This is a genomic window from Erythrobacter sp. 3-20A1M, assembly GCF_018636735.1.
Classification (GTDB): domain Bacteria; phylum Pseudomonadota; class Alphaproteobacteria; order Sphingomonadales; family Sphingomonadaceae; genus Alteriqipengyuania.
On record NZ_CP045200.1, the window covers coordinates 2,934,359 to 2,946,438 of the forward strand.

Consider the following 12,080-nt stretch of genomic DNA (forward strand, 5'->3'; position numbering starts at 1 on the left):
AGGGGAGGAATGGAACATATAAAGAACACATGGCGTCGCAAACCATCCTGGAGAAGCTCGAAATACTCGCCGATGCGGCGAAATACGACGCGTCCTGCGCCTCTTCGGGCACTGCGAAGCGGACCAGCACTACCGGGCGCGGGATCGGTTCGACCGAGGGGATGGGCATCTGCCACGCCTATGCGCCCGATGGACGGTGCATCTCCCTGCTCAAGGTCCTGCTGACCAATCACTGCGTGTTCGATTGCCATTACTGCATCAACCGCAAGAGCTCCAACGTACGCCGGGCGCGCTTCACGCCGCAGGAGGTGGCGGACCTGACGCTCGCCTTCTACCGGCGCAATTATATCGAGGGGCTGTTCCTGTCCTCAGGCATCATCAAGAGCTCCAATCACACGATGGAGCAACTGGTGGAGACCGCCCGCATCCTGCGCGAAGAGCACGATTTTCGCGGCTACATCCACCTGAAGACCATTCCCGAGGCCGATCCGGAGCTGGTGCATCAGGCCGGGTTCTACGCCGACCGCGTCTCCATCAATGTCGAACTGCCGACGGATAGCGGACTGACCCGTCTGGCTCCCGACAAGGACGCGCGCCAGATCGAAGGCGCGATGGGCAAGACCAAGGACGATATCGTCGAGGCGAAGGATGCGAAGAAGCGGTTCCGCCACGCACCCCGCTTCGCCCCCGCCGGCCAGTCGACCCAGATGATCGTGGGTGCGGATGCCGCGACCGACAGCGATATCGTCGGGCGGGCGAGCCGTCTCTACGACAGTTTCGGCCTGCGCCGGGTCTATTACTCCGCCTTCAGCCCCATTCCCGATGCCAGCGCGGTTTTACCGCTAAAGCGCCCACCGCTGATCCGCGAACACCGGCTCTACCAGTCGGACTGGCTGATGCGCTTCTACGGTTACCGGCCCGCCGACGTGATGCAGGCGACCGAGGCGGACGGCAACCTACCGCTCGATATCGATCCCAAACTCGCCTGGGCATTGAAGTTTCGCGAGAACTTTCCGGTCGACGTCAACCGCTCCACCCGCGAGCAATTGCTTCGCGTGCCGGGGCTGGGGGTGAAGGCGGTCAACCGGATCGTCGCCGCACGGCGGCATCGATCGCTACGGCTCGACGATGTAGCGAAGCTGACCGTTTCCATCACGAAGGTGCGTCCCTTCATCTGCACGCTCGACTGGCGTCCGACGTTGCTGACCGACCGCGCCGACCTGCGCACGCTGCTTGCCCCCCGGCAGGAACAGCTGGAGCTGTTTGCGGCATGAGCGCGCAGCGGCAAATCGAACCCGGCGTTTATTACGTCGTCGACCTGGAACGGCCGGACGATTTCGACGTCTGGCGCGAACGGGCGCGGGCCCTGATCCAATGCGGGATCGCGCCGGATCGTATTGCCTGGGTCGAACCCGGGGGTTCGGGTGATCTGTTCGCGGGTGAGGGCCGAAGCCTGCCGGTGCCAGAAGACGATACGCAGCCGGTCCGCGCCAACCGGCGCTTCGTGCAATTGGCAAAGAACGCAGCCCTCCATTCGGACCCACAGCGGTTCGCGCTGCTCTATCGCCTATTGTGGCGCCTCCAGTCCAATCCACGGGTCATGGAGGACAAGACCGACGACGACGTTCGCCGCGTCGAGGAACTCGACAAGAACGTGCGCCGCGACAGCCACAAGATGCACGCCTTCGTCCGCTTCCGCGAGATCGAGGATGCGGATGGGGAGATGCACTACGTCGCCTGGTTCGAGCCGGAGCATCATATCGTGCGCGCCAATGCGGGCTTCTTCATGCGCCGTTTCGCCAATATGCGCTGGTCGATCCTGACCCCGCGCGGCACGCTACACTGGGATGGCGAGACCATGCGCGAGGGGCCACCCGCGCAGCGTTCCGACGCGCCGCAGGGCGATCCGGTCGAGGTTCTGTGGCGCAGCTATTACGCATCCATCTTCAACCCCGCGCGGTTGAAGGTCGGGGCGATGCTGTCGGAAATGCCCAAGAAATACTGGAAGAACATGCCCGAGGCGGCGCTCATTCCCGAGCTGATCGCCGGGGCGCAATCGCGAGAGGCGCGGATGGTGGAAGCGGGAACGCTGGAGTTCGAGGATCGGCCCGAAACGCTCGACGCGATCGACAAGGCGATCCATGCCTGTCGCAAATGCCCAATCGGCTCGCTCGACAACCGGGCGGTGATGGGGGAGGGGCCGCGCGACGCCGCCCAGGGTTTTTCAGGGCTGATGATCGTGGGCGAGCAACCGGGCGATCAGGAGGACGAGGCGGGCCGCCCCTTTGTCGGCCCTGCCGGGCAATTGCTCGATCGGCATCTGGAGCGCGCCGGGATCGACCGTGCCAGCGCGTATGTCACCAACACGGTCAAGCATTTCAAATACGTCCAGCGCGGCAAGCGGCGGCTTCACCAGAGTCCGACCGCGAAGGAAATCGATACCTGTCGCTGGTGGATCGAGAGCGAGCGCGCGATCGTGCAGCCCAAGCTTATCCTGGCCATGGGGGCGAGCGCGGCACGCGGCATGCTGGGCAAGACGGTCAGCATTTCCAAGGCGCGGGGCGAACCGATTGCGCTCGACGACGGCAGTGAGCTGTGGATCACCGCGCACCCATCCTACCTCCTGCGCCTCGACGGCGAAGCGGCGGAAAAGCAGACGCGCCTGTTCGATGCCGATCTGGCTGCCGTGCGCGAGCGACTGGCGGAACTGGCGTCATGAACATCGTCGTCCCTGCGCGGGCGGGGATCCAGAGCGAAGTTACGAAGATCGCAGCTGGATTCCCCCCTGCGCGGGAATGACGGGACAAGCGTCTTCGGATGCCCGAGAATGAAGGTGTTCCGCGCCGTACGCTGTGCGTCGATCCAGGCAGGATCACCGCCCCCGAACGTGCGCCCTTCGTCGAACTCGGCCTGGTCTCGTGCTTCACCTTCCTGCGGGGCGCATCGGATACGGTCGATCTGGTTAAGACGGCGTACCAGCGCGGCTACGATGCGATCGGAATTGCCGATGCCAACACGATGGCAGGCGTGGTGCGGATTCATACCGAGGCGAAGAAGCTCAAGCTGCGGCCGATCATCGGCTGCCGGATCGAGACGGTCGAAGGGCTTTCCTTCCTCGCCTACCCGCGCGACCGCGTCGCTTACGGGAGGTTGTGCAGGCTCATATCGGCCGGTCGCCGCGCCACGCTCGACGACGAATGGCAGGAGAAGGGGGTGTGCGAGATAAACCTCGCCATGCTGGCCGAGCACAGCGAGGGCGTGCACCTGATCCTGATCCCGCCGCCCGATCTGGAGGCGCAGTTCACGATCGCCGTTCCCAGTACGGTGGTCCCTTTCACCTCCCGAGGCCAGGGTGAGGATTTCGAGAGAATCGAACTTTCCGGATCGCTCGACCATCTCCTGCCGCACCTCGCCGTGCAATTTCCCACCCTGCGCCACATCGCCGCCAGCTTCCTCCATCTCGGCGACGATATCGCCCGGATCGAGCGACTCGATGCGCTGGCGCAGATGCGTGGTCTCTCCATCCTCGCCACCAACGACGTGCATTACGCGACGCCCGACAAGCGTCCGTTGCAGGACGTGATGACGGCTATCCGGTACAAGACCACGGTCGCGCGGGCCGGGCCTTTGTTGCACGGCAATGCGGAGCGGTATCTGAAACCGCCCGAGACGATGGTCCGCCTGTTCGAGCGCTGGCCGCACGCGATCGCGGCGGCGCGCGCGGTTGCCGACGCGTGCACCTTCAGCCTCGACGAATTGCAATACGAGTATCCGCAGGAAGCATATTCCGGCGGCATCTCGCCCCAACGACACCTGGAAAATCAGGTTTGGAAGGGCGCGAAGGAATGGCGCTATCCCAAAGGCTTACCTTCCAATGTGAGGAAGACCCTCGAGCGAGAGCTCGCGCTGATCGCCGAACTCGACCTCGCCCGCTATTTCCTCACCATCAAGGACATCGTCGATTACGCGCGCGGGCGGGACATCCTGTGCCAGGGGCGCGGTTCGGCGGCGAATTCGGCGGTATGCTTCTGCCTCGGCATCACCAGTGTCGATCCCGCCCGGCACCAGCTGCTCTTCGACCGCTTCATTTCGAAGGAGCGGCGCGAGCCACCCGATATCGACGTCGATTTCGAGCACGAGCGGCGCGAGGAGGTGATCCAGCACATCTACGAACATTACGGGCGCGATCGGGCCGGGCTGTGCGCCACGGTGATCCATTACCGCCCGCGCATGGCCGTGCGAGAGGTCGGCAAGGCGATGGGGCTGACGGAAGATGTTACCGCGCTGCTCGCGCGGACTGTGTGGGGTGGCCACGGGCGCACCATCGACCCGGAGCATGTCCGGCGGGAAACCGGTCTCGACCTCACCGATCCGCATCTGCGGCGCGTACTGGCGCTGACCGAGCAGATGATCGGCATGCCGCGCCACCTCAGCCAGCATGTCGGCGGCTTCATCCTGACGGACGGACCACTGACCGAGACGGTGCCGATCGGCAATGGCGCCATGCCAGAGCGCAGCTTCATCGAATGGGACAAGGACGATATCGACGAGCTCGGGATTATGAAGGTCGATGTTCTCGCGCTCGGCATGCTCACCTGCATCCGCAAGTGCCTGCATCTGCTGCGCGATCATCACGACCGCGAGCTTGGGCTGGCGGATGTGCCGGCGGAGGATTCGGCCGTTTACGACATGCTGTGCAAAGGCGATTCGCTGGGCGTGTTCCAGGTCGAGAGCCGGGCGCAGATGAACATGCTGCCGCGATTGCGGCCCCGGGAATTCTACGATCTGGTGGTGCAGGTGGCGATCGTGCGTCCCGGTCCGATCCAGGGTGACATGGTCCACCCCTACCTCAAGCAGCGGCGGTTGAAGCGGGAAGGGAAGACCGATTTCACACTGCCCAGTCCCGCGCCCGAGCACGGTCCGCCGGACGAGCTGTCATCCATTCTTCGGCGGACATACGGCGTTCCGATCTTCCAAGAACAGGCAATGAAGATCGCGCTGGATGCGGCGAAGTTCTCGCCCGAGGAAGCCAATCAACTGCGCAAGGCGATGGCCACTTTCCGCAGCCGGGGAATGGTGAACGAACATCAGGACAAGATGGTCGGGCGGATGATCGCCCGCGGCTACGATCCCGTATTCGCGGAGCGCTGTTTCAACCAGATCAAGGGCTTCGGCGAATACGGTTTCCCTGAGAGCCACGCGGCGAGCTTCGCCCATCTGGTCTATGTCTCGAGCTGGCTCAAATGCCATTATCCGGCCGCCTTCGCTTGCGGTCTGCTCAATTCGCAGCCGATGGGTTTTTACGCACCGGCCCAGATCGTACGCGACGCGCGCGAGCACGGGGTGGAGGTGCTGCCCCCCGATGTGAACCTGTCCAATTGGGACTGCACGCTGGAGAAGGTAGACGGTGCCGTCGCCCTGCGGCTCGGCCTGCGCCAGATCGATGGCCTGCCCGAGGGGGCGGCGGCCGAGCTAATGCGGGAGCGGCAGGCGAGAGGTCCCTATCGCGATTTGCACGACCTGCACGACCGTGCTCGCATCCAGGCTTCGTATATCGAGCGGCTCGCCAGCGCCGATGCGTGCGGGTCGCTGGGCCTGTCGCGGCGGCAGGCGTTGTGGGATGCGCGCAGCCTGGTGACCGCGCCCGACCTGCCGCTGTTCCGCGCGGCGGCGGAACGCGACGAGGGGGCGGAGCGTCGTGCAACCATGCTCCCCGTGATGCCCCTGTCGGAAGAAGTGGTCGCCGATTACCAGACCACGCGGCTGAGCCTGAAGGCGCATCCCATGTCCTTCCTGCGAGAGGAACTGGACGGGCGCGGTTTCGTGCGGGCCAGCGACCTCAGGTCGCGCAAGTTCCGATCCGTCGTGCAGGTCGCGGGCGTCGTGCTGATCCGCCAGCAGCCGGGATCGGCCAAGGGCGTGTGCTTCATCACGCTGGAGGACGAGACGGGGGTGGTGAACCTGGTGGTCTGGCCCGACGTGAAGGAGCGCCAGCGCAAGGTGGTGATGGGTGCCCGGATGATGGAGGTGCGCGGCAGGGTAGAATACGATGACGAGGTGATCCACGTCATCGCCCATCAGATGACCGACGCGACGCACCAGCTTTCCAAACTGTCGGACGATCTGCTGCAGGCACCGCTTGCCAGGGCGGACCATGTGAAGAACCCCCTGCCGGGCAACAAGGTCAACCCGCGCGACAATCTGCGCGAGGGGGCAGACGATCCCTATACCGGCGCGCAGCCGGTCGAGCCGTGGCAGGAACCGCCGCCGGGCAATCGCGACTGCGGCTATCATGGGCCGCAGGGGGGCGGGCACCCGCGCAACGTGCGGGTCATTCCCAAATCGCGCGACTTTCATTGAGCGGGCGCTCGCGCCTGTCGCGCAGGCTGGGCCGTTTCCGGCGCGACCGGGCGCTCTTCTGGCTGTTGGTATTGCTTGGGCTGTTCGTTGCCGGACGGGCCTGGCTGGCAGACCACCCCGGGGACGACCCCTGGGCTCCGCTCGATCTGCGAGAGGAGCCGGGCTGGGCGACCGCCCGCAAGATAACCGCGCTGCGGAACGATCCCGCCCAGTGCCGCGCCGTGCTGGAACGCAGCGCGATAGCCTTCAGGCAGCTGGAACCGGCGGGTGAGGGCGCGTGCCGCCGCGAGGATCGCACACAATTGACCGACTTCCCGCTCAACCCAACGCGGCCGCCCACCACTTGCGCCGTCGCCGCGGCGCTCGAGCTATGGCTGCGAGACGGCGTGAACCCCATCGCACAGGAAATCTACGGGTCGAAAGTGGCGCGTATCGAGCATTACGGCTCCTATAGCTGTCGTCGGCTCTACGGGCGCGACAGCGGCCCGTGGAGCGAACATGCCACCGGCAACGCGATCGATATCGCGGCCTTCGTGCTGGCGGATGGAACGCGCATCAGCGTGCTGCGCGACTGGGATTCGACCGCTTCCGAACCGGATCGGGCCGATCGGTTCCTACATGCCGCCCGCGACCGGGCGTGCGACGTCTTCGGGACGGTCCTCTCGCCAGACTACAACGATGCTCACCGCGACCATTTTCACCTGGATCAGGAAGCGCGCGGGTTCGGCGGCGTCTGTCGCTAGCGATCAGCCGCGGATCGCGTAGCCCGCGCTGCGCACCGTCCGGATCGGATCCTCGGTGCCCTCTATGTCGATCGCCTTGCGCAGGCGGCGGATATGCACATCCACCGTGCGCAGTTCGATGTCGCTTTCGGTACCCCAGACCCCGTCGAGCAGCTGGTTGCGACTGAAAACCCGGCCGGGGCTTTCCATCAGGAATTTCAGCAGTCGGTACTCGGTCGGACCCAGATGAAGTTCCCGCCCTTTGCGCTCCACCCGGTGCGCGACCGGATCGAGGCGGATATCCCCGACCTCGATCGTCTCGCCGGCCAGCGCAGGGCGGATGCGACGCATGACAGCGGCCACCCGTGCGAGCAGTTCGCGTGGGGAGAAGGGCTTCGTCAGGTAGTCGTCGGCCCCGGTTTCAAGCCCGCGGATACGATCGTCCTCGGCTTCGCGCGCGGTCAGCATGATGATGGGGACGTGGGCCGTCTCGCTGTCGCGGCGCAGCCGTCGGCAGACCTCGATCCCGCTCGTCCCCTCGATCATCCAGTCGAGGATGACGAGATCGGGCACATCCTCGCGTGCCATCAACAGCGCTTCGTCGCCGTCGGACGTAGCGCGGACCTGATAGCCTTCGTTCTGGAAACGGTATTCCAGCAATTCGGCAAGGGCGGGGTCGTCTTCGACCAGGATCAGCTTGGCGGGGGACATTGGCAAACTCGCTATGGCTACCCGAGCCCTCTATGACGCTTCCAAGACCGTTTCGTGTCAGTCGTCGTCGGTGGGGTAGGACCCGGTGGCCGCGAAATGCACCATCTCCGCCACATTGGTGGCGTGGTCGCCGATACGTTCCAGATTGCGCGCGATGAAGAGCAGCTGCGCAGCGCTCGAAATGGTGGAAGGGTTCTCCACCATGTGACTGACAAGGTTGCGGAATATGCTGTTGTAGAAGGCGTCGACCTTCTCGTCCGCCTTGATGACTTCGCGCGCCAGCTCGGGATCGCGGGCCGCGTAGGCGGAAAGCACGTCGTGGACCATCTCGATCGCGAGTTCCGCCATGGCGGGAAGCAGCGTCAGGGGCTCGAAGTGCGTCCGGCCTTCAATGCGACCGACGCGCTTGGCGATGTTCTTCGCATAATCGCCGATCCGCTCCACCACGCCCGCGATCTTCAGCGCCGCGATGACTTCGCGCAGATCGTCCGCCATCGGCGCGCGCAGCGCGATGATGCGAACGGCCATCCGGTCGACATCCGCTTCCAGTGCGTCCAGTTTCTTATCGCCGGCCACGACCCGGTGGCCCAGCTCCTCGTCTCCGTTGACGAGCGCATCGAGCGCCTGCTGCGTAGCCAATTCGGCGAGGCCGCCCATCTGCGTGATGAGCCCGCGCAGCCGCGTGATATCCTCGTCGAAGGATTTGACCGTGTGTTCGGTGCTCATCCGTACCGTCCCGTAATATAGTCCTTGGTCCGCTCTTCGAGCGGATTGGTGAATATGTCACTAGTGCGACCATATTCCACCATCTTTCCCAAGTGGAAAAAGGCGGTTCGCTGCGAAACGCGCGCCGCCTGCTGCATGGAATGCGTCACGATCACGATTGCGTAACGCCCCGTCAGGTCGGCGATCAGTTCCTCCACGCGCGCGGTCGCGATCGGATCGAGTGCAGAGCACGGCTCATCCATCAGGATAACCTCGGGATCGACCGCGATCGCGCGGGCGATGCACAGCCGCTGTTGCTGCCCGCCCGATAGCGCGGTGCCGGATTCGCCGAGACGATCCTTTACCTCGTTCCACAGGCCGGCGCGTTGCAGCGAGCGCTCTACGATCGCGTCGAGGTCGGACTTGCTCTCCGCGAGGCCATGGATCTTGGGGCCGTAGGCGATGTTCTCGTAGATCGATTTGGGGAAGGGATTGGGCTTTTGGAACACCATGCCCACCCGCGCGCGCAGCTGCACGACGTCCATCTTCGTGCGGTAGATATCCTCGCCGTCCAGCTCGATACATCCCTCCACCCTGGCGGAGGGAATGGTGTCGTTCATGCGATTGAGCGAGCGCAGGAAAGTCGACTTACCGCACCCGGACGGGCCGATGAACGCGGTGACGTATTCGGTCGGAATATCGATCGAGACCGAATCGATCGCCTGCTTCTCGCCGTAATAGACGTCGACGTCGCGGGTGCGGATCTTGGCCTCGAGCGGCTCGAGATTGTCGTGGACTAGGGTCACCAGGTCTTCTCGAATTTGTTGCGGAGGTAAATGGCGAGGCCGTTCATCAGGAGGAGGACGCACAGCAGCACGATGATCGCGGCGCTGGTTCGGGCGACGAAGCCCGTGTCGATTTCATCGGACCACAGGAAGATCTGTACCGGAAGCACGGTGGCCGGGGAAGTGAAACCATCGGGCGGCGTCGCGACGAAGGCGCGCATCCCGATCATCAGCAGGGGCGCGGTCTCGCCCAGTGCGCGCGCCATGCCGATGATGGTGCCGGTCAGAATGCCGGGCAGGGCGAGCGGCAGGACATGGTGGAACACCACCTGCATCCGCGACGCGCCGATCGCGAGCGCCCCGTCGCGAATGGACGGTGGCACCGCCTTGATCGCGTTACGGCCCGAGATGACGATCACCGGCATGGTCATCAGAGCCAGGGTCATGCCCCCGATCAGCGGGGCCGAGCGCATGTTCGGAAAGATGAACAGGAAGACCGAAAGGCCGAGCAGGCCGAAGATGATCGACGGCACCGCGGCCAGATTGTTGATCGAAACCTCTATGATGTCGGTCCAGCGGTTCTTTGGCGCATATTCCTCGAGATAGAGGGCGGAGAGGACGCCGACAGGAAACGCCAGAGCCAATGTGACGATCATCGTCAGGATGGAGCCCTTCAATGCGCCCCAGATACCCACCTGCTGCGGATCGGTCGCGTCCGAACGGGTAAGGAACCCGCCGTCGAACCGCTCCGACAGCAGCCCCTGGCTTTCCAGTCGATCCGCCAGTGCGCGCATCTCCGGAGAACCTTCGCCCGTCATCGCTTCGGCGAGGTCGCCATTGGCCGGCAGCCACACGGAGGTGGTGCGCTGCAGCAGCTCGGGATCGTCGACGATGTTGTTCGCCACCTCGCGCCAGGCATCCGAGCTTAGCTGCGCGGCGCCCTGCTCACCCAGCGATTGCACGGCGGCCGCTTCCACGATCTGCGGCAGGCCCTGCAACTCCAGCAACTGCACGGCACCAGGTTGCTGGAGCGTGCGCGCATCGGCGGCGAGGCCGGAGCTCGCGAAATCGATCGAAACCTCCAGCTCGGCGCGCTGGAAGCCGCTCGCCCCCTTGTAGATCATGTTGCCCAGCAGCAGGCCGAGCACCAAGATCGAGAACAGGATGGCGGCGAGGCCGAACCATTTGAAGCGACGTTCCGCGGCGTAGCGGCGCTTCAGCCGGTTCTCGAACGCGGCGCTGCGGGTCGGTGCTCGTGGCGGCGGGGCGGTGGTGCTACTCATACGCCTCCCGGAAGCGCTTGACGACGCGCAGTGCAATGAAATTGAGCGCCAGCGTCACCATGAACAGGACGAAGCCGAGCGCGAAGGCGCTGAGCGTGGCGGGATGGTCGAAGCTGGCCTCGCCGGTCAGCAGGGCGACGATCTGGACCGTGACGGTGGTCATCGCTTCCAGCGGATTGCCGGTCAGGTTGGCGGCGGTGGACGCAGCCATCACCACGATCATCGTCTCCCCGATGGCGCGGCTCACCGCCAGCATCACGCCCGCGACGATGCCCGGAAGGGCGGCGGGGATGAGAACGCGCTTGATGGTTTCGGACTTGGTCGCGCCCATCGCCAGACTGCCGTCGCGCATCGCGCCGGGAACCGCGGCGATGCTGTCGTCCGCCATGGAGGAAACGAACGGGATGATCATCACACCCATCACGAGCCCCGCCGCGAGCGCACTCTCGCTCGAAGCATTCGCGATGCCGACCGCCTGCGCCCCGTCGCGAATGAGCGGGGCGACCGTCAGCGCGGCGAAATAGCCGTAGACCACCGTGGGCACGCCCGCGAGTATTTCGAGCGCGGGTTTGAGCCATCTGCGCCAAGTGGAGCTGGCATATTGGGTCAAATATATCGCGCTCATCAGGCCGAGCGGAATGGCGACTATCATCGCTATTATCGCGCCTATGAAGATTGTGCCCCAAAATAGCGGGATCGCGCCGAAACGGTCGGGCTGGGTGGCGGAAATCGAGGCCATCGGGTCGGGTGCCCATTGGGTTCCGAACAGGAAATCGATCGGGGAAACCATCCCGAAGAAACGCACCGTTTCAAACACCAGGCTGACGAGAATGCCGAAGGTCGTGAGGATCGCCACCAGCGAGGCGAGCAGCAAGACCAGCATCACGGTCCGTTCCACCCGAACGCGCGCCTGGAAGCGCGGGTTGAGCCGGGTCCACGCCCACAGCCCGCATATCACTGCGATCGCGAGCGCGAGGAGGACGCCGGCCGTGCCGTAGAACTGAATCGCTTCCCGAAACGGTTGAACCAGCGCCTGCGCATCGGGGTTGAACACCGCCCGCGAATTGCCGGTAGCCACCGCATACGCTTCCGCCAGCATGGTGTCGCGCTGGAAACCGAAGGCGGGCAGGGCCGACGCCGCCGGCGATGCCAGGACCGAGCGGTTTATCAGCATCGGGGAAACGATCCCCCAGACCAGGGCGAATACGGCCAGAGGCAGGGCGATCCACAGGGCGACGAACCAGGCGTGATAGGTCGGGCGCGCCACGATCCGCTTGGTCTGCGATTCGGCGAGGAAACGCTTCGCCTTGGCCCGGGCGGAAAGCCAGCCGATCAGCGCCAGGCCGACGACGAGCATGAAGAGAAAAGCTGGCGACATGAAGGTCAGCAGAACCCTGCGGCTGGAGAACAAGAATGGCGAAACGGGTGGGCGGCAGAGAAAGGCGGCTGTTGACCGCCAGCGGAGAATCGTCCGCCTATAGACCGTTCTGTGTTCGAGCAATGTGACAGCATTA

Annotated in this window: 9 protein-coding genes; 4 read left to right on the forward strand and 5 right to left on the reverse strand. The window is 64.6% G+C overall.

Going from position 1 to position 12,080, the window contains the following annotated elements:
* Positions 1-29 precede the first annotated feature (29 nt).
* From F7D01_RS14180 to F7D01_RS14195, 4 genes are all read left to right on the forward strand, one after another.
* Positions 30-1,274, forward strand: a complete 1,245-nt coding sequence (locus tag F7D01_RS14180) for a putative DNA modification/repair radical SAM protein (RefSeq protein ID WP_215228088.1) — start codon at positions 30-32, stop codon at positions 1,272-1,274.
* Positions 1,271-2,719: a UdgX family uracil-DNA binding protein gene (locus tag F7D01_RS14185; RefSeq protein WP_215228089.1), complete on the forward strand. Its 1,449-nt coding sequence runs from the start codon at positions 1,271-1,273 to the stop codon at positions 2,717-2,719. Before F7D01_RS14180 ends, F7D01_RS14185 begins: the two co-directional genes overlap by 4 nt.
* A gap of 98 nt (positions 2,720-2,817) precedes the next feature.
* The gene (locus F7D01_RS14190) at positions 2,818-6,360 is read left to right on the forward strand and encodes an error-prone DNA polymerase (protein ID WP_215228090.1); all 3,543 of its coding nucleotides are present in this window, start codon (positions 2,818-2,820) and stop codon (positions 6,358-6,360) included.
* Positions 6,357-7,103 (forward strand): extensin family protein, encoded by a 747-nt coding sequence (locus F7D01_RS14195; protein ID WP_215228091.1) that lies wholly within the window; start codon positions 6,357-6,359, stop codon positions 7,101-7,103. The genes F7D01_RS14190 and F7D01_RS14195 overlap by 4 nt, the downstream gene beginning before the upstream one ends.
* 3 nt (positions 7,104-7,106) lie before the next feature.
* Here the strand turns inward: F7D01_RS14195 and phoB are convergent, their stop codons facing one another.
* The 5 genes from phoB to pstC are packed head-to-tail and all read right to left on the reverse strand — an operon-like array spanning position 7,107 to position 11,944.
* Positions 7,107-7,793: a phosphate regulon transcriptional regulator PhoB gene (gene phoB, locus F7D01_RS14200; RefSeq protein ID WP_215228092.1), complete on the reverse strand. Its 687-nt coding sequence runs from the start codon at positions 7,791-7,793 to the stop codon at positions 7,107-7,109.
* 57 nt (positions 7,794-7,850) lie between these two features.
* The gene (gene phoU, locus F7D01_RS14205) at positions 7,851-8,519 is read right to left on the reverse strand and encodes a phosphate signaling complex protein PhoU (protein ID WP_215228093.1); all 669 of its coding nucleotides are present in this window, start codon (positions 8,517-8,519) and stop codon (positions 7,851-7,853) included.
* On the reverse strand, positions 8,516-9,304 hold the full coding sequence (gene pstB / locus F7D01_RS14210) for a phosphate ABC transporter ATP-binding protein PstB (protein WP_215228094.1): 789 nt from the start codon (positions 9,302-9,304) through the stop codon (positions 8,516-8,518). Before pstB ends, phoU begins: the two co-directional genes overlap by 4 nt.
* Positions 9,301-10,566 carry a phosphate ABC transporter permease PstA gene (gene pstA / locus F7D01_RS14215; RefSeq protein WP_215228095.1) on the reverse strand — a complete coding sequence of 422 codons (1,266 nt, stop codon included), beginning with the start codon at positions 10,564-10,566 and terminating at the stop codon, positions 9,301-9,303. Before pstA ends, pstB begins: the two co-directional genes overlap by 4 nt.
* Complete coding sequence (gene pstC, locus F7D01_RS14220; RefSeq protein WP_215228096.1) at positions 10,559-11,944, reverse strand: phosphate ABC transporter permease subunit PstC; 1,386 nt, start codon at positions 11,942-11,944, stop codon at positions 10,559-10,561. The genes pstA and pstC overlap by 8 nt, the downstream gene beginning before the upstream one ends.
* Positions 11,945-12,080 lie beyond the last annotated feature (136 nt).

What these genes read in the sequence shown, in the direction of transcription:
- pstA (WP_215228095.1), bottom strand. Translation starts at nt 10,566, where the DNA reads ATGAGTAGCACCACCGCCCCGCCGCCACGAGCACCGACCCGCAGCGCC.
- F7D01_RS14180 (WP_215228088.1), top strand. Translation starts at nt 30, where the DNA reads ATGGCGTCGCAAACCATCCTGGAGAAGCTCGAAATACTCGCCGATGCG.
- phoU (WP_215228093.1), bottom strand. Translation starts at nt 8,519, where the DNA reads ATGAGCACCGAACACACGGTCAAATCCTTCGACGAGGATATCACGCGG.
- pstC (WP_215228096.1), bottom strand. Translation starts at nt 11,944, where the DNA reads ATGTCGCCAGCTTTTCTCTTCATGCTCGTCGTCGGCCTGGCGCTGATC.
- F7D01_RS14190 (WP_215228090.1), top strand. Translation starts at nt 2,818, where the DNA reads ATGCCCGAGAATGAAGGTGTTCCGCGCCGTACGCTGTGCGTCGATCCA.
- phoB (WP_215228092.1), bottom strand. Translation starts at nt 7,793, where the DNA reads ATGTCCCCCGCCAAGCTGATCCTGGTCGAAGACGACCCCGCCCTTGCC.
- F7D01_RS14185 (WP_215228089.1), top strand. Translation starts at nt 1,271, where the DNA reads ATGAGCGCGCAGCGGCAAATCGAACCCGGCGTTTATTACGTCGTCGAC.